21 protein-coding genes and 1 tRNA gene are annotated in these 17,959 nt (G+C 31.1%); 17 read left to right on the top strand and 5 right to left on the bottom strand.

Annotated features, from left to right (window positions below):
* Nucleotides 1-491: 491 nt before the first annotated feature.
* The 6 genes from ACKGJI_RS08865 (at nt 492) to ACKGJI_RS08840 (ending at nt 3,453) form a co-directional block, all read left to right on the top strand.
* On the top strand, nt 492-1,028 hold the full coding sequence (locus ACKGJI_RS08865) for an antirestriction protein ArdA (RefSeq protein WP_458699927.1): 537 nt from the start codon (nt 492-494) through the stop codon (nt 1,026-1,028).
* 83 nt (nt 1,029-1,111) lie between these two features.
* Nucleotides 1,112-1,321 (top strand): hypothetical protein, encoded by a 210-nt coding sequence (locus ACKGJI_RS08860; RefSeq protein ID WP_458699926.1) that lies wholly within the window; start codon nt 1,112-1,114, stop codon nt 1,319-1,321.
* A gap of 2 nt (nt 1,322-1,323) precedes the next feature.
* Nucleotides 1,324-1,887, top strand: a complete 564-nt coding sequence (locus ACKGJI_RS08855; protein WP_458699925.1) for a siphovirus Gp157 family protein — start codon at nt 1,324-1,326, stop codon at nt 1,885-1,887.
* Nucleotides 1,884-2,378: a hypothetical protein gene (locus ACKGJI_RS08850; RefSeq protein ID WP_458699924.1), complete on the top strand. Its 495-nt coding sequence runs from the start codon at nt 1,884-1,886 to the stop codon at nt 2,376-2,378. The genes ACKGJI_RS08855 and ACKGJI_RS08850 overlap by 4 nt, the downstream gene beginning before the upstream one ends.
* 12 nt (nt 2,379-2,390) lie before the next feature.
* On the top strand, nt 2,391-2,624 hold the full coding sequence (locus ACKGJI_RS08845) for a sigma factor-like helix-turn-helix DNA-binding protein (protein ID WP_458699923.1): 234 nt from the start codon (nt 2,391-2,393) through the stop codon (nt 2,622-2,624).
* Between the two features lie 235 nt (nt 2,625-2,859).
* Complete coding sequence (locus tag ACKGJI_RS08840) at nt 2,860-3,453, top strand: tyrosine-type recombinase/integrase (RefSeq protein WP_458699922.1); 594 nt, start codon at nt 2,860-2,862, stop codon at nt 3,451-3,453.
* A gap of 59 nt (nt 3,454-3,512) precedes the next feature.
* Here ACKGJI_RS08840 and ACKGJI_RS08835 read toward each other — a convergent pair whose 3' ends face one another.
* Nucleotides 3,513-3,776, bottom strand: a complete 264-nt coding sequence (locus ACKGJI_RS08835; RefSeq protein WP_458699921.1) for a Txe/YoeB family addiction module toxin — start codon at nt 3,774-3,776, stop codon at nt 3,513-3,515.
* On the bottom strand, nt 3,773-3,997 hold the full coding sequence (locus tag ACKGJI_RS08830) for a hypothetical protein (RefSeq protein ID WP_458699920.1): 225 nt from the start codon (nt 3,995-3,997) through the stop codon (nt 3,773-3,775). The genes ACKGJI_RS08835 and ACKGJI_RS08830 overlap by 4 nt, the downstream gene beginning before the upstream one ends.
* Nucleotides 3,998-4,179: 182 nt before the next feature.
* Between ACKGJI_RS08830 and ACKGJI_RS08825 the strand changes: the two genes are divergently transcribed.
* The 4 genes from ACKGJI_RS08825 to ACKGJI_RS08810 all read left to right on the top strand — a co-directional run bounded on the left by ACKGJI_RS08825 (nt 4,180) and on the right by ACKGJI_RS08810 (nt 9,546).
* Entirely contained in the window at nt 4,180-7,251 is a 3,072-nt protein-coding gene (locus tag ACKGJI_RS08825; protein ID WP_458699919.1) for a beta strand repeat-containing protein, read from the top strand.
* A 577-nt stretch (nt 7,252-7,828) separates the two neighbouring features.
* Nucleotides 7,829-8,572 carry a transposase gene (locus ACKGJI_RS08820; protein WP_458699918.1) on the top strand — a complete coding sequence of 248 codons (744 nt, stop codon included), beginning with the start codon at nt 7,829-7,831 and terminating at the stop codon, nt 8,570-8,572.
* Nucleotides 8,573-8,953: 381 nt separating this feature from the next.
* Nucleotides 8,954-9,283, top strand: a complete 330-nt coding sequence (locus ACKGJI_RS08815; protein ID WP_458699917.1) for a hypothetical protein — start codon at nt 8,954-8,956, stop codon at nt 9,281-9,283.
* A complete protein-coding gene (locus ACKGJI_RS08810; protein WP_458699916.1) occupies nt 9,232-9,546 on the top strand; it encodes a transposase in 315 nt (104 codons plus the stop codon). The genes ACKGJI_RS08815 and ACKGJI_RS08810 overlap by 52 nt, the downstream gene beginning before the upstream one ends.
* A 222-nt stretch (nt 9,547-9,768) precedes the next feature.
* Here the strand turns inward: ACKGJI_RS08810 and ACKGJI_RS08805 are convergent, their stop codons facing one another.
* Genes ACKGJI_RS08805 through ACKGJI_RS08795 form a run of 3 tightly spaced genes read right to left on the bottom strand, consistent with a single transcriptional unit; the run spans nt 9,769 to nt 10,522 of the window.
* Nucleotides 9,769-10,014 (bottom strand): HepT-like ribonuclease domain-containing protein, encoded by a 246-nt coding sequence (locus tag ACKGJI_RS08805; protein ID WP_458701720.1) that lies wholly within the window; start codon nt 10,012-10,014, stop codon nt 9,769-9,771.
* A 57-nt stretch (nt 10,015-10,071) separates the two neighbouring features.
* Complete coding sequence (locus ACKGJI_RS08800; RefSeq protein ID WP_458699915.1) at nt 10,072-10,242, bottom strand: ribonuclease HepT family protein; 171 nt, start codon at nt 10,240-10,242, stop codon at nt 10,072-10,074.
* Complete coding sequence (locus ACKGJI_RS08795; RefSeq protein ID WP_458699914.1) at nt 10,235-10,522, bottom strand: nucleotidyltransferase family protein; 288 nt, start codon at nt 10,520-10,522, stop codon at nt 10,235-10,237. The genes ACKGJI_RS08800 and ACKGJI_RS08795 overlap by 8 nt, the downstream gene beginning before the upstream one ends.
* Before the next feature lie 120 nt (nt 10,523-10,642).
* On the opposite strand from ACKGJI_RS08795, the gene ACKGJI_RS08790 reads away from it, so the two are divergent.
* From ACKGJI_RS08790 to ACKGJI_RS08760, 7 genes are all read left to right on the top strand, one after another.
* The gene (locus ACKGJI_RS08790; RefSeq protein ID WP_458699913.1) at nt 10,643-11,389 is read left to right on the top strand and encodes a transposase; all 747 of its coding nucleotides are present in this window, start codon (nt 10,643-10,645) and stop codon (nt 11,387-11,389) included.
* Between the two features lie 99 nt (nt 11,390-11,488).
* Nucleotides 11,489-11,564, top strand: a tRNA-Thr gene (locus tag ACKGJI_RS08785).
* 16 nt (nt 11,565-11,580) lie between these two features.
* Nucleotides 11,581-12,012 carry a hypothetical protein gene (locus ACKGJI_RS08780; protein WP_458699912.1) on the top strand — a complete coding sequence of 144 codons (432 nt, stop codon included), beginning with the start codon at nt 11,581-11,583 and terminating at the stop codon, nt 12,010-12,012.
* Nucleotides 12,013-12,086: 74 nt separating this feature from the next.
* Nucleotides 12,087-13,511: a SapC family protein gene (locus tag ACKGJI_RS08775; RefSeq protein ID WP_458699911.1), complete on the top strand. Its 1,425-nt coding sequence runs from the start codon at nt 12,087-12,089 to the stop codon at nt 13,509-13,511.
* 8 nt (nt 13,512-13,519) lie between these two features.
* Nucleotides 13,520-15,286, top strand: a complete 1,767-nt coding sequence (locus ACKGJI_RS08770) for a type I secretion system permease/ATPase (protein ID WP_458699910.1) — start codon at nt 13,520-13,522, stop codon at nt 15,284-15,286.
* Nucleotides 15,286-16,611, top strand: coding sequence for an HlyD family type I secretion periplasmic adaptor subunit (locus ACKGJI_RS08765; protein ID WP_458699909.1), 1,326 nt, complete (start codon nt 15,286-15,288; stop codon nt 16,609-16,611). Before ACKGJI_RS08770 ends, ACKGJI_RS08765 begins: the two co-directional genes overlap by 1 nt.
* A gap of 21 nt (nt 16,612-16,632) precedes the next feature.
* Nucleotides 16,633-17,949 (top strand): TolC family protein, encoded by a 1,317-nt coding sequence (locus tag ACKGJI_RS08760; protein WP_458699908.1) that lies wholly within the window; start codon nt 16,633-16,635, stop codon nt 17,947-17,949.
* Nucleotides 17,950-17,959 lie beyond the last annotated feature (10 nt).

The raw sequence follows: 17,959 nt of genomic DNA, 5'->3' as shown, positions 1-17,959 counted from the left end.
AGGATAGTTTGAGGGATATTTTTACCTCCATCCCTTTTACATGAATAAAAAATATTGTCCCATTTTCTCCTTTAAGAAATAAAAAAAGAATATATGGAACAATAATAATAAAAAGAAAGAATCTAAATATCCTATCCTTTATACATGAGTAGCATTAAAGCTTCTAAAAAGGTACAAATAATGACCTTTAAAAATATAGCTAAAACATACAAATCAACCTTTTTAAATAACATACACAAGCATACACCATCATCATATGTAAAATTTCTATTTTTTTTGCAAACAAATATTAAAACTTCCACACCCCACACTCGCATAGACCTATCCCCCCCTCTAGTGATTCTATTCTTCCACACTTCTTTCACACATAGAGTAACTAGCGTTACTTTTTAGAGTAGTGAAAAAGTAAAAAGTTTTACTCTTAACAAAGCCCTACTGGTAAATACAGTTGTCAAGCGACCAACCCCTTAAAACAATACAAAGGAGAAACAATGCTAAAGATATTTTTAACAGATCTTCAAGCATACAATGAAGGACATTTAGTTGGTAAATGGATAAATCTTCCTCTTACCCCATTTGAACTCTCACAAGCCCTATCGGAAGTACTTAGTGAAGGAGAAACCATTAGTCAAACCTCAAACCATGAAGAGTGGTTTATAACTGACTATGAATGGGAAGACCTAGAGTTCTTTGAAGTATATGAATATGAAGACATATACAAGTTAAATGCTGATATGGGACAACTAGCAGTTCTAGACAAAGACAAACTAAAAGCAATTGCCTTTTTACTAAACGAAGGTATCACAATAGACATACAAGATGCCATAGAGCGAAGTGAAGATGTAATCATACATCAAGACCAAAGTTTGGAAGATGTGGCTTACAGCCTCTTAGAAGATTGCTATGGGGTATATAAATTAGACCCAATAATAGCTAACAATATTGATTATGAAAGAGTTGCTAGAGACTTAGAGTATGGAGGTAACTATTGGGAGATTGGATCTGATGTATTTGAATACATTGGCTAAAGGATTCACTATCAAAGTTACATGTAAAAACCAACAAGTTGCACAAAAAAGTGTCAATAATTAAAAAATCTAAAGGAGAAACAATGTTTGATGGACAATACGCAAAGTATGCAAATGATGAACAATTCTACCAAGATATGATGGCTTGGCTTGAAATGGAACATGAGATGAGTGAAAAAGATATCAAGGAGATGGAAAGAGACTTAGATAAGTCCCTAACCTCTAAGAATCCCATTGTATCTAAAACTCCAGTAAACAATCAAGATTATAACAACACTAACATAGGAGCATAGTTATGAAAACTACAAGATACAGATTTGAACAATCAGTACAAGAAGCAAATGCTTCAAACCTAGAGTGGCTCAAAGAAGAGTATAAATCAATCCTGCAATCAAATAAAGACTATACAAGAAAAGCTGATTATATTGGTTTTTCTATCATATCAATTGATACAAAGATGCAATCTCTTGATGATGAAATCAAAGAGTTACAACATCTAAAGAAAAATCTAAAACTAGCAAAAGAAGTAGCACTCAAAGTTGGTGCAGAAGTGTTTAGTGAGTTTGGTATTGATAAACTTGAAGGTGCAGGCATTAGCTCTATCACTATTAACAAACCTAAAGTATCTTCTAAAAACAAACTCATTGTTCATAAAGAAGAACCTCTTATACAAGCAGGATTTTATAAGAAAGTCATTGATACAGATACAATCTTAGAAGCTTACAAAAATGGAGAATATATAGACTTGATAAATAAGTTCTGTAGCATAGAGACTATAAATTATCCTACTAAACTTAAAATCAATAAAAGAAGAATTAATTCCAATTTAAAAGAGCAATTACTAGGACTTGCATCATGAGTACACCAATAGTAAAAATACAAGATAATAGCTCCTTAGATGTCAATGCACTTACAGGAGAAATTCATATCAGTGCAGATGAAAATGAATATGAACAACTAAAATCAACAAAGATAAAAGCATTGAAACTTCTTAATAAAGATGACTTCTGTTTGATCAATGGTATATGGGAAGCAAAAAGAGATGGTCTTATAAAAATTCTCTCTAGTCTACCTCTTAGTTATGCATGGGAGATAAAAGATAAAGAGATTCATCCTGAATTTGCACAAGTAAGTGGAACTCTAACAATTAAAAATGGAAATATTCTTAGGATTGCTGATTCTATAGGTATTTGTGAACTTAGTGAGTTACGAGGTAGTGGTGGACTTCATTTTATGAATGCTAGAGCTGAGACTAGAGCATTGAAAAGGGCTATTGAGGTTCTGTTTGGATCAGTGATTAATTATTTTGTTATTAATCACTTGAATACTGACAGAGCATTTACATCATAAGGAAAAACTATCATGTCAAAACTAAACAAGCAAGAACAAAAAGAGATTTTAGATAAGTTGCTTGAATGTCAAGCTGATATAGATGAAATCTTACAAAGACTAGGGAATCTAAAACTTTATGATTGTAGTTTTAGCCTTAGAGAAGTGGCTCATATACTTGATATTAGTAAAACTAGAGTCAAACAGATTGAATCTAAAGCTATGAAGAAGATTAGCAAGGAGTTGAAGGATAAAGGTGTAGCTTAAAAATTGAAGTCTGAGTGGGGTGTCCACTTGGGCTTTTCTCTTGTACAATAGTTGGATACTTTCCAAGTTTCTATATCTTCTTTAGAGAGGTGGAAAGTGTTGTGATGATAACGACATAAACTAATACATTTTATGTGGTTTACCTTAGCTAGGGGGATAGTGACAATCAATGAATGCACAGGCAGAATAAAAGGTCAGTTTTTGACCCTATGGAGAACATAAAAGGAGGTTTATTATGAGTAGAGGTGTAAAAAGAATCAAAGAGTCAGTAACTGAGGTAGAATACAAAAAGCTAATGAATGGTGTCAGGGGTGATGAGTCACTTCGTGCCACTAGCAGAACAAACTTACTTCGTACATTTACTCTACTGTATTTTACAGGACTGAGAGTTAACGAGTTGCAAGAGCTAAGACTTTATCATATAAGAGAGCTTACAGAACAAGGTAGCACAATACTTCTTCTACCAAAGACAAGAAGTGAACGAAAGGTATTTGCAGGTGAAGAGTTTGTGAAGCAGCTAAAGAGGTTGTTTGAGATAACTGATGAATCAGACTTAGATGCAAGAGTGATTGTTAAAGGGGCAGTTAAAAGTAAAAAGGAGGGCATCAACCACGATGTTTTTATCAAGCAGGTAAACGCAGTGATGAAGTCAATCCTTGGTAAGGGATACACCAGTCATAGTTTTAGACAAGGACTTATAACAGAAATGGGAACAAAAGGTATCAATGTGAAGATTATCAGCCAGTTTATCGGTCATAGTGATGTGAAGACGACTATGCGTTATATAAAGCCTACAGATGATGATGTTCGAGGAGCTATGGTTCGGTAGCTTAAATAAAGCTTTATAGTTTCATTTTCTCATAAAATATATAATATGGGGGAGTGAAACTATTTTTTATAGTGGTATTTACAAGCTGCAATGATAATTGATTTATCATCAACTTTATAAACCAAGCGATGTTCGTGTGTAATTCTTCGTGACCAGTATCCTTGAAATTCATGTTTAAGTGCTTCCGGTTTACCAAGACCCACAAATGGATTCCTATCTATATCTCGGATAAGAGAAATTATTTTTTTATAAACTTTCTTATCTTCCACCGCCCAATTTGTAAAGTCAGTAAAAGAGGCACTTTCAAAAATGATTTCTTTCACTGAAATAACTTTGGATCTGCTATTACAAGATTTTGTCCATTTTCAATATTGGCTATGGCGGTAGTTATAAATTCTTTGTTGCTCTCTGAAGCACAAAGATATTCTGTATCGTCAGTTTCTGTTATAGATAGCTCAATTCTTTTGTTTTTGAACATTTCTTTAAGTTTGTCAACAAAAAAATAATCTAGCTCATTGCTATCAAGCGTAAAACTTGCTTGCATATTCTATCCTTTATAAATTTTTTGTACCATATTATACCATAAATTACAGCAGTTGAATCCAGACGCATGCAAAAAACATCTAGTCCCATCACCTTCACTTAGAGGGGGGACAGTCTTACTATGCGATAGATTTCGATATACATTACTCAAAAATTACACATTCCTTAAGGAGGAAACAAAATATGGCTTTAACACAAGAACAAATAATCAGCGTATGTATAAGTACGTTTGATGCTGCACCAGGCGCGGCAAATCTTGCAAACCTAGAAGCATGGGCTGCAAGTAACCCAGACGCTGGTCTAGTAGAGTTAGCAGAAGCACTAGGAGCACTTCCAGAGTTTGCTGCTCAATTTGATGGTATGGATACAGCTGCAAAAGCTGAGGCAATGGCAGCAAGATTTGGATTAAGTGCTGGTACAGATGGTGGGGATGCTGCTATAGCATACTTTACACAAGAGATTGAAGCTGGAACTTCAGATGCAACTATGTTAGGTATGGCTACAGATTTCTTACTAAACTCAGATGCAGACACATTAGCTGGCTTTGGTTTAACTGATGCTGCTACAGTTTTAGCTAATAAAACAGCAGTTGCTAAGTACTACTCAGTAGATAAAGCTCTTTCAGGTGATACAATTGCTGATCTTCAAGCAATCGTAGCTGATGTTACAGCTGATGCTGCAACTGTTACGAGTGCTCAGGCGGATGTGGATGCTGCTGTTGAAGCAGCTAATAGCGCGTCAACTGGAATTACTGGAAGTACTCTTAGATTAACAACTGGAATTGACACACTAACAGGAACAGATAATGATGATATTTTCAATGGAAATGAAACAATAGTTGTTGATGGCTCAGGAACGACAACATATGATACTGTTACTGCGTTAGACAAGATTTCTGGTGGAAATGGAGAAGATATGTTAAATATTCAATCTACTTCTGCTATCAATCTTCCAGGAACTATAGAAGTTAGTGAAGTTGAAATTTTAAATTTAGAAACAGCATCGACAGTGACAGCTGATACATCAAGTACTTTTACTGGTTTAAAAACAATAAACTCTAAGAGTGTTGGTGCTACAACATTGACTGCTGGCGAAACTACAGATATTAATGCTACAGTTACAGCTACTGGAGCTATAGCTATAGATGGTGGTAATGATATTAATCTTACAACAAAATCTTCTGTAGCTGCTGGAGCAGTAACTATTGGAGGCACAACTGTAGCTTCTGGTGATGTTGTAGTTAATCAAACTAATACATCTACTGCTGGAGCTACTGCTGGAGCTATAAGTGTTAATGGTGGTGATACAATTTCTGTTACACAAACAAGTTCAAATGCTGTAAATACTACAGTGACTGATGGTGCTGTAACAATTAGTGGTAGTGCATCTACAACTAGCGTTTCAGTTACTGCTGATAAAGCTACTACGGCTTCTGCTACGGTAGTAGGTCATGTAAATGGTGCAGTTAGCGTTACTGATGTTAATGCTGCTTCAGCAACAGATGCAGGTACAATTACTACAGTTAGCTTAACTAACTTTGCTGCAGCAAGTGTTAATTCAGGTGCTTTAAGTACATTAAACTTATCTGGAACAGGTACTTCAGTTAATGCAGGTACTCTTGGAGCACTAACTACAGCAGCAATTGATACACTTGCTGTAAATGTTAATGACCTAACTACAACAGGTGCAGTAACAGTTGATACTGATATTGAAACACTGAATATAGATTCATCTACAGCAAAAAGTACAATTGCATCACTAGTTGCAAATGGTGCTAAAACGATAAATGTTTCTGGAGATGCTGCTCTTACTCTTACAGCTACAACTGTAGGTGCTTTAGAGAAAGTTGCTATTACAAATACAGCTGGTGTTGCATTTGGTTCAGTAGCAAATACTGTTGATTTTTCAGGTGGTGCTGGTGATGATTCTGCAACATTTGGTGCAACAACTAAAGATATTACAATGGGTGCAGGTGACGATACAGTTACACTAACTAGTGCTGTTGGTGCTAGTGGTACAATTGATGCCGGAGATGGTACTGATACTTTAGTGGTTGCTGATGGTGATTTTGTTACTTCTACAACTGATTATGTAAACTTTGAAGTTGTTGATCTTAAAGGTGCAGCTGCTGGTACGTTAGATATGGACTATCTTTCAACTGTAACTAAGGTTACTGTATCAGCTCCAATGACTGCTTCATTGACAACACTTAATGACGTTGCTGCTGGAACAGATTTAGAATTCGTTTCTGTTGCATCTACAGATACTGATACAACTGGTACACTAACATATAACTTAAAAGATGCAACTGGTACATCTGACTCACTTGATATAACATTAAAATCAGTAGATACTGATACAAATGGTGGAGATATTGATGGCGAATTGACTTTAAATGATCTAACTGCTGCAGGTATTGAGACAATCAATATTGTTTCTAGTGCATCAACTACTGATGTGGGTACTATTACAGCTGGTGTTGCTGCAGAAGAAGGAGAGTATACAAACACAATTACTACTTTGACTGTTGCAAATGCTAAAACAATAGATGTAAGTGGAGCTGCTGATTTAACTATTACAACTTTAAGTGATGCTGCGCTTACTAAGTTTGATGCTTCTGATGCTACAGGAGATATTACTGTTACTTTAAGTTCTCCAACAAGTGCTTTAGGTTACTTAGGCTCTGCTGGTGTAGATACAGTTGTTATGACTGGAAACGGTACAGAAAATAACGTTATTCAAGGAAATGGTGGTGCTGATGATATTACTCTTGCAGCTGCAGGAACTAAAGAAACAGTTAAAATTGCTTCTGATACAGATTCAGTTTTAACTTTAGTTGATACTACATCTCCAGTTGTGACTCCTGTTGTTATGGATGTTGCTAAAGGATATGATACAGTTACAACATTTACTACAGGAGAGGATAAAATTGAGTTAAGTGCAGCATTAGGACTTGGAACAGGTGATGCTAGAACAGCTATTACAGGAAAAGGAACTATTGGTGATGGTGCTATCGCAAATAATGCAGAATTAGCAGCAGATCTTCAAACTTTAATTGATGATGGTGTTGCTTTCTTCAATGATGGTACTACTGATCGTGCTGTTGCACAAGTAATTGTTGATGATGCTACTGATGCTACAGTTTTATTTATAGATACAAACGCTGATGGTGATTTTACAAATAGTACAGATCAAGCAATTTATTTAACAGGTCTTACAACAGGACTTGATATTAATGATATTGTCTTTGGTTAATATTTCCAAATGACCTCTAAGCCCCCCTCTCTTATGAGGGGCTTTCCAAGACACACAACAACGAGGTACTTTTATAAACTTTTATCTCTTTTACCTTAATCAATCTCTCCACAATCATCGAGAACCAACAAACATCATTCACAACCATCAAGAACCACTTCAAGTCATTTCGTGCCTCACAGAGCTTCCTATAGCTTCAAAAAGGGTGTCAGGCACCAAAAGAGGAATAAAACTTAATATTAAATTAATTAAAAATTTTGTATACTATAAATAACAGGGGTCAGGTACTTTTTATAAACTTTTCTGTGTTTTACATTAATCAATCTCTACACAATCATCGAGAACCAACAAACATCATTCACAACCATCAACAACCACTTCAAGTCATTTCGTGCCTCACAGAGCCTCCTACAGCTTAACTACAACTTAAATCATAACCTTAGAAACCGTTTAAAAAGTGAGGGTTGTGCCAGCAATATGACAGCAACTTTATATCAATCATTGAAAAAGGGTGTCAGGCACCAAAAGAGGAATAAAACTTAATATTAAATTAATTAAAAATTTTGTATACTATAATATGTCAAGAAAAAGAAGATACCAAGAACCAGGACAATATCATATTATAAATCGTGGAGTAGAGAGAAGACTTGTTTTTTTCGAACCTGAGGATTATGAGTTTTTTTCGGATCTGTTGTTAAGACTTACTAAAGAGTATGATATTGTTATACATGCATATTGTCTTATGTCAAATCACTATCATTTGCTACTTGAAACTAAGAACAAAAATCTTTCACAAGCTATGCAGTATTTAAACGATAAATATTCAAAATACTTTAACAAAAAGTATACTAGAAGTGGTCATCTTTGGCAGGGTAGGTACAAATCATACCCTCTATTTGATGAAGAACATTTTTGGATAGTAGCAAAATATATAGAAAGAAATCCTATTAAAGCTGGAATGGTAAATGATATTGAAGTATATAGGTTTCAATCATTATTTCAATGGAAATATAAACATAAACACTTTGAAGTTCTAAGAAATTCTATGATATTTGAGATGACATATGATGAATACGCTGATTATATAAAAAGCGATATGGATACTGAATCAATAAATAAAGTATATAAGTCTCCAAATATAATTGACAAAGATGATAAATTTAAAGTACTCAAAAAAAGAATAGAAACTTTTTTTGAACTTGATCATGATATAAATAGAAATCAAAATATAAAAAAAGCTTTTGAATATGGCTATACAAAAACGGAAATTGCAAATTTTTTAAATCTAAGTACAAAAACAATAAATACAATAATAAAATAGATTTATAAAAAGAGTGTCAAGAACCAAAAGAGTAATAAAACTCAATTCTTACTAAAATTACTCCATATCTCCTTATAAACACAAAAATGACTTTTTCCATACAAAACATCAACCAAGAATCAAATCGTTCTTTCTAGAGCTTCTTAGAGCTAATTTTTAACTTAAATTAAAACCTTAGAAACCGTTTAAAAAGCGAGGGTTGTGCAGACAGGGTGCAGACAAAAATAAATACATATATGCCTATATACTAGTATGTTTAAAGTATATTTTGCAAAATTTTAAGATCTATTTTTGCAGACTATATGCAGACAGTCAATTTTTACTTGACTTCTTCAGCTCTTTTGTTATATTGTTGTGAGTCAGAACAAAAAAGGTGATGACATGGCTAAATTAACACAAGGATTTGTTAAAAGAATTGAGTGTGAAAAAGGAAAATCTAAACAAGAGTTTTATGATGATTCAATTAATGGATTTATACTAGATGTAAAAAGTTCAGGAAGAAAAACTTATTATCTAAGAATTATAAACAAGGATAAAAAAAGAAAATACATAAAAATAGATGATGCAAAAATATTACCTCTTTTGGATGATCTGGCTACACTAAATAGGACACAGAAATTAAGTAATTCTGAGTTAAAATTAGTGATAGAAGGAAGATTATGTCAAGAAGTCAATATAGTGAAGAGTTTAGAGCTTCAACAATGCAGTTAATTTTAAATAATTCAAGATCCATTCGAGAAGTTTCTGATGATTTGGGTATTCATGAAAAAACCTTGTATAGCTGGATAAGAGCTTATAAAATAAAAAACAATATTCCGATTGAAGGAAGAGGTGCACATTTTAAGAAGACTAATTCTTTGAAAGAGTCCCATGAAGAAGAACTCAAGCGTTTAAGGGCTGAGAATAAGATACTTAAACAGGAGAGAGAAATTTTAAAAAAGGCAGCCGCATACTTCGCCAAAGAAACTCTCTAAAGTATACATGGATTAAAGAGCACGGGAAGAGTTTCTCAATAAAACTAATGTGTAGATTGTTTCAAGTTACAAGAAGCAGTTATTATATATGGATAAAAAATGGTTATATAGTAAATAAGGTAGATAAACCTTTAAATGACCTTTTGCAAAAGATTTTTGAAGAGGCAAGAGGTACATTAAGCCTACAGATGATGATATTAGGGGAGCGATGATCAGGTAAAACTACTGATGTTTAATAGTTTGAAGTACAGCTGAAACAGTTTGTAGGTACTCAACAGTATTTTTATCGTTTAGCTTGATATATTCTTCAATTGTAAGTTCAATAGCTTGATTTAAATCATAGTGTTTGTTGACAATTTGGTATAAATCATGATTTAAATTATCTAGTTTGTTAGCTATGATGTCCCAAACCTCGTCAGCATCTATTCCAAAGTAACCATGAACAATAACATTTCTAAAGTTTACAATTTTACGAAAGTATAAAGGTGCTACAGACTCAAAATCACTATCAGATAAGAGATGATTTCAAGCTTCACCTATTATTTCAAATGATCTAATAGTTGCATCCCAGTGAAGAGAACTACTTTGTAAATCATATCCATCTTCAAATGAGTTGGTATAAGTTTTTATTTTATAAATGGAGATAAAAACATCGAGTATAAATAGTTCAACATTTCTAATATTTTTATTATGCATAAAGAATTTCTTTAGATATTTTATCTTTATAGAATGCTCGAAAGCTATCAAAATATCCTACATCTATAGGTTTTTTGAAATGTTCTTGGAGATATTCTTTTAAATCTTCACGTAAAAAAAAATCTTTTTTTGAAGAAGAAATAGCTAAGTCAATATCACTATCTTCTGTAGCTTCATCTCTAGCATAAGAACCAAACAGACCTATTTGTGTTATAGCATATTTTTCTCGTAAAGTTTGTTTATGGTTTCTAAGAAAAAAAAGTATATCTTCTTTTGTCATAATCGTCTCCTATATTTGAGCAAATTATACCATAAATTACAGCAGTTGAATCCATACGCATGCAAAAAACATCTAGTCCCATCACCTTCTACAACAGGGGTCAGGTACTTTAAATAAAGAATGCCAAGAAGATACCGTATAACATCTCCTGGTTATTATCATATTATAAATAGGGGTGTAGAAAGGAGGAAGATTTTTTTTGATGTGGAGGATTTTGAATCATTTTTAGATATCTTATTATTTGTATCAAAAAGATATAAGATAACAGTACATTCATATTGTCTTATGAATAATCATTACCATTTGCTTTTAGAGACTACCGAGACTAATATATCTCAAGCCATAAGGTATCTAAATGCAAACTATGCAAGTTATTTTAATAAAAAATACAAAAGAAACGGACACCTTTGGCAGAGTAGATTTTTTTCAAATTATTTATTTGATGAAGAACATTTTTGGATTGTTACAAAGTATATAGAAAGAAATCCAATAAAAGCAAATATTATAAAAAAAATAGAAGATTATAAGTATCAATCACTTTTTCAATATATTCATAAACAAAAATACTTTAGTCTAATAGAAAAATCAAAAATATTGAGTATGAAAATAAAAGATTATTATAGTTATTTGAACACAGACATTAGTGAAGAGTACATAAATAAAGTTTATACTGAACCAAAATATGTAATAAAAGAAAGTGGAGGAGTTGAAATTTTAGATATAAGAATTGAAAAATTTTTTGAAAATGATAGAGATATAAACAGGTTGAAAAATATAAAAAAAGCATATGAGTACGGGTATACTAAAGCTGAAATTGCAAATTTTTTAAATATTTCCAGAACTATGATTTCAAAGTATTTAAAATAGCCTAGAAAGTTAAAAATATCAGATATCTAACAAAAGTTTTAACAATTTATTGTAATTTAATATAAAAAGAGATAAAATCCACATTCAAAAGAAATAAGTGCTGGTGTAGCTCAGTTGGTAGAGCAGCTGTCTTGTAAACAGCAGGTCGGCGGTTCAAGTCCGTTCACCAGCTCCACTAAAAAAGTACACATATGAACAATCCCAAGGTTATTACTGCAAAGACATTCACGTGTAATTATATTTCCAAAGAAGACAGGTTATTACTAACAATAAATTATGAAGAAATAGAAAATAGAGTAGATTTTTGGATAACAAGAAGCTTTTTATTAAAATTATTACCACATTTTTTTGACTATGTTAGTGAAGACTATAGTAATGAAAAAAACGATAATACAAAAAATACAGATAATACAACATTTAATTTGACTTTTAAAACACCAATTTTATTAGAAAGCGTTGGCTTTAAGAACTACGACAATGCTATTGAGATTGTTTTTAAATCTTTAGAACATAATATTTTCGCCAAAGCCACCTTAGATAAGTCAATTTTTCAAAAAGTAGTAAAATTATTAATTAACTCTTCTCCAACTTACGAATGGGGTATAATAAATTATATTAATTAGGGTCAGAGTCGTTTTTAATAAAATTTAAAGTATTTTACAGATATACTTCTCTTATTAAATAAAGGAAATTTATTTTGGCAAGAAAAATTAGATTGTTTTTTGAAGATGTTGCTTTACTCATTGTTGTTAAGAGCCTTAATAAAGAAGCTATTTTTAAAGATGAAGAGGATTATAACTTTTATTTATCACTTCTTGAAAAATTGAGTTCTAATTTACATGTAGATATACATTCATATTCTTTATCTACTGAGTATATACATTTGCTTGGAATGTTTGGCCAAAAAGATAGTTTATCAAGATTTATGCAGAGTTTAAATTTGAATTATATTAATTATTATAATAAAAAATATAATAGAAATGGTACTTTATGGGAAGGTAGGTACAAAAGTTCTTTAGTTGAAGATAAGTTTATATTGTCAGTTATGAGTTATATAGAATCATTTTCATTAAGAGAATGTAAAATAGATAAGCAAAATCCTTTTAAGTTTACTAGTCATTCAAAAAATGCATATGCAAACTATGACCCGATAATAAGAGAGAATGAAATGTATAAATTATTGGGTAAAGATTCAAAAGATAGATCTTTATTATATAAAAAAAGTTTTAATAAATTTATTTTAGATAAGGATTTAATGAATTTTATAAAAAATAATTTAGATAAACAAACTTTGACAGGTTCGCCTGAATTTTATAAAAAGATAGAAGAAAGAGTTGGTGATACAATTTTAAAAAAAAGAGGTCGCCCTAAAAATAAAAAAAATCAAAAAGAGAAAGAAGGAAAAGATATGTACAATAAATTAGTAGTTTTAGACAAAGAAAAGCACAAGTCTTTAAAAGTTACTCCATTAGAAAATTTAAATTTTGCTAAAGATTTAAAATTTATTCCAATTTTAGCAAATGAGATAGCAATGGTGTCTGAAATATTTCCTGTTGTTTTTACATCAGATGAAATACCATCGCTTGTAGCTTTAACTTCATTGGGTAAGGAAAATTTAGCTATCAATGACGAAGGAAAATATATATCAAGATATGTTCCAGCTTTTTTAAGAAAATACCCATTTTCATTAGCAAACACAAAAGAAGATAGTGAACAAAAAGTTATACTGATAGATGAAGAAGCTAGTAATGTTAGTAAATCTAAAGGTAAACAGCTGTTTAATAAGGAAGGCGAGCAAACTGAGGTATTAAAAAATGCTATTAACTTTTTAACTGACTATGAAAAACAAAACTTAAATACACAAGCTGTTATTAAAGCCATTAAAGATTCAGGTATATTAGAAGATAGAGAAATTAGTGTAGGTGAGGGTGAAGAAAAAAAGGTTTTAATAAATGGTTTTCAAGTTGTAAATAAAGATAAATTGAATGCGCTAGATGATGAAACTTTAGCGTTATGGGTTAGAAAAGGAATTATAACTTTTATTGATAAACACCTTGAATCATTATCTAAAATAGAAATTTTATTTAAATTAGCTAGTCAAAATCAACAAACTAAAAATTAGGAAAAAAAATGAATCCAAACCAAGCTAGAAAAGTTGCAATAACTCAACTTGAACAAGCACTAAAAAATACTAAAAAATCGTTTTTTTATGTTGGACTATTTAGTATGTTTATAAATATGCTAATGCTAGTGCCTTCTATTTATATGCTCCAAGTTTATGATAGGGTTATGTCAAGTAGAAGTCTTGAAACCTTAGCATTACTTACATTGATAGTCATAGTTATGTTTGCAACACTTGGTTTTTTGGAAGTTATAAGGTCTAGAATATTAGTTAGAATTGGTAATAAAATAGATTTAGATTTAAATGCCCATTTATTTGATGTTATTTTTCATCTAGCTAGATTAACTCCGGGTAAGTCTTCATCTCAACCCTTAGCTGACTTGACAAAAGTTAGGCAATTTATGACAGGAAATGGAGTATTTGCATTTTTTGATTCGCCTTGGTTTCCAATATATTTGTTTGTAATGTATCTTTTTAGCCCTTGGTTTGCTGTATTTACTATCTTTGCTGCTATTGTTATATTTACTATAACAATGCTAAACGAAAAAACTACAAAAAAAGCTTTAGAAGAAGCAAATAAGTTAAATAATCAGTCATTAGGCTATATCAATAAAAACATAGCAAATGCAGAGATTATCCATGCTATGGGTATGAATGAAAATATTAAATATAGATGGCTTCAAAAACATTTAAAATTTTTATCAATTCAATCAGAAGCTAGTGATAACGCAGGAAAATGGGCAAATATGAGTAAATCTCTAAGGCAACTTTTTCAGTCTTTAACTTATGGTGTAGGTGCTTATCTAGCAATAGAAGGGTTGATATCTCCAGGTATGATTATTGCAGGTGCTGTTCTCATGGGAAGAGCCCTTCAACCACTTGATTTACTAACAAATACATGGAAAGGTTTTTCAGATGCAAGAGGAGCATATAAAAGGTTAAATAACCTTTTGGCTCATTTTCCAGAGATTCCTGAACCTATGCAATTACCTGCCCCAAAGGGAGAAATAAGAGTTGAAAATATAGTAGTAGCTCCGCCTAATTCAAATATACCAACTTTAAAAGGTATCAATATGCTTATCCCTGCAGGTACAACAGTTGGTATTATTGGTCCTAGTGCATCAGGAAAATCTACATTAGCAAGAGCAATTCTTGGAGTATGGCCAGTTCACAATGGAAAAGTAAGACTCGATGGTGCAGATGTACATAGATGGAATAGTATAGAACTAGGACAATATATTGGGTATTTACCACAAGATATTGAACTTTTTGAAGGTAGTATAAGTGAAAATATTAGTAGATTTGGGGAATTAGATCCTAAAGAAGTAGTAGAAGCAGCAAAAATTGCTGGCGTGCATGACATGATTTTGAGATTACCTCAAGGTTATGATACCATTGTTGGAGTTGGTGGTGCTACACTCTCTGGAGGGCAAAGACAAAGGATCGGACTAGCAAGAGCAGTTTATAAAAAGCCTCCGTTGATTGTTTTAGATGAACCAAATTCTAATTTAGATGAGGAAGGTGAAAAAGCTCTTTTAGCTACAATTTTAGCTATGAAAGAAAATAAAAGTACAATTATACTTATTACTCATAGGCCTAATATTTTAGCTGCTGTTGATAGTATCGCCATATTGGCTCAAGGTACTTTAAGTGCATATGGTAAAAGAGATGAAGTATTAAAGGCATTACAGCCTAAGCCACAACAATCAGCTGTAACCCAGCAAAGCAAACCTCAGATGAGTGTTCCTAAAATGACAAAGCCAGGAGAAAAATAGTGAAATCAAATAACTCTATTGATAGTGTATTGCCAGATACAAATGATAAAAAATATATAAAAATTGGTTTGAGTGCTATTTTCATTGTTTTTGGTATTTTTGGAATCTGGGCATCTTTTGCCCCAATGGATACAGGTGTTCCTCTTCCAGGTCAAGTTGTTGTTGAATCTAACAAAAAGGTTATTCAACATTTAGAAGGAGGTATAGTTGAAAAAATTTATGTTAAAGATGGAGATAAAGTAAAAAAAGGAGATTTGCTTATTAGTTTAAGTACTAAAAAAGCAAAGTCTGAATTGCTTTCTATAGAAGCAAATTATTTTGATGCTCTTGCGACTCAAAGTAGACTTATAGCTGAAAATAATAATTTTGCAAAGATTTCTTTTTCAGAAGAATTAGATAAGCTAGAAAAAACACAAAGAGAAAAACTTGTCAAAACTCAACTTGAAATTTATAAAAATGATAAAAGTTCTTTTGAAAAAGAAAAAATAATTACTAAACAAAAAATTGATTCTTTAAGCAAACAAATTGAAAGTTTAAATCAAACAATTTCAAGCAATAAATCACTTTTAAAATCATACGAAAATGAACTAAAAGAACAGCAAGATTTGTATGAAGAACATCTTATAGATAAAATTAAATTAAGAGAGGTTGAGAGAAAGATAGAGTCTTTAAAAGCAGAAATTGCTAGAAATGAATCTGATATAATAAAAGCCAATATCCAAATAGACGAAACAAAAACTCAGCTTTTGCTAGATGAAGAATCTTTTTTTAGAAAAATAAAAAGTGAACTTAGAAAAACAACTACTTCTATTGAAGATATGAAAGCAAGAATGATTAGGATAAAAGATACATTATCTAGAACCAATATCAAAGCCCCTGTTAGTGGTACAGTACTTGATATGCAAATACATACAATAGGAGCTGTAATTGCACCTGGTAAACCGATTATGTATATAGTTCCCGAAAACTCTAAATTGATTATAGAAGCTATGCTTCAACCTCAATATATTGATTATGTTAAGGTTGGATTAAAAGCCAATATGACATTTCCTGCATTTCAGATGAAAGGAAGGTTTATAAAGAATATAGAAGGTGAAGTTATATTTGTTGCAGCAGATAGCACTACAAATAAAGATGGGCATAGTTTCTATACTGTAAAATTAATTGTAGACAAAGAAGGCGAAGAAACTCTAAGAAAAGAAAACCTTAAGCTATTAGCTGGAATGCCAGCAAGTGTAGTTATAAAAATAGGTTCACAAACAATGCTAGAGTATTTAGTAAAACCATTGACATTGATGATAAATAAGGCTTTTCTTGAAGAATAAAATTTATAATAAGAGGAATATATGAATAAATTAAACGTTAAAATTATATTAATATTTTTATATTTAATAATTACTAATTCAGTGCTTGCAAATGGTGAATTAAGTTTATTATTTTCATACGATGCTGCAAAAAATTATAAACCAGATTTAAAATCGTATGAATTTCAAACATTGGCAAAAAAAGAAGATATAAATCAAGCAAAATCAAGATTATTTCCAAAGATTGATTTTTCTATATCAGGCTTACAGAGAAATTATAAGCTTAATTATAATGGAAACAATAGGGAAGAGAAATATTATAAGGGTACAATTTCATCTAAGATACCAATTTATCATCCAGAATATTTTAATGCAATTGATCAATCTGAGTTAAAGTATAAATATTCTTCTTTGTATCTCAGTCAAAAAGAACAAGAACTTGCATATAATGTGATAAGGGCTTATATATCAATTATAAGGGCCAAAAATTCACTACATGTAGCCAAGTCTTATTATGAAGCCAATAAAATAAGATATGAGCAAATTAAAAAAATGTATGAAAAAAGACTAGCAAATAAGATGGATTATTTTGAAGCTAAATTAACGCTTGACCAGTCAAAAGTAAAAATTAATGAAGAAAAGCATAATATAGATTTGGCAAAATTAAAATTTAAAGACTTAGTGGGCTTGAAAGATTTTAAATTAGCTGATATAAATTTTGAAAAAGTTAATATTGACAGTTTATCGTTTAATTTTTCATATGATTATTTGTATGCTCATAATTTAGAACTAAAAAAGGCAAAATTAAATATTGAATTATCAAAAAAAGAGATAGAAAATTCTTATAATTTATACAAACCTAAAGTTGATTTATCAGCATCTTATTCAAAGTACGATAATGCAAATGTATATTCAGATTATAAAGACGAATCAACAATAATGTTAAATTTTAGTTTACCACTCTATCAAGGAGGATATAGGAGGTCTAAAATAGTTCAATCTAAATATATTTTAAGTTCGGCAAATTATTCTGTTGAGGACATTAAAAATAGTATAATTTCTGATTATGAAGAAGTAGTTGTTAAATTGAAAAATGCAAAAGAAAGTGTGTTACTTTATAAAAACTCAATAAAATTAGCGGAGCTATATCTGCATTCAGTCACAAAAGGTTATGAGAAAGGTTTAAAAAGTTTAATTGATGTTGAAGATGCTAAGGCAAAGTTATATGAATCAAAATTTAAACTCATTGATGCTACATATCAATATTTAGATTCATATGCAATCTTACTTCAATACCTAGGAGAATTAAATACACAAAATATATCTCATTTAGATGATATCTTTTTAAATACTATGTAAAAGAGGCTTT

The sequence above is a fragment of the Sulfurospirillum sp. 1307 genome, from assembly GCF_054408545.1.
Note: the sequence above shows the minus strand (reverse complement) of the source record. Positions and strands in the feature narration are given on the sequence as shown.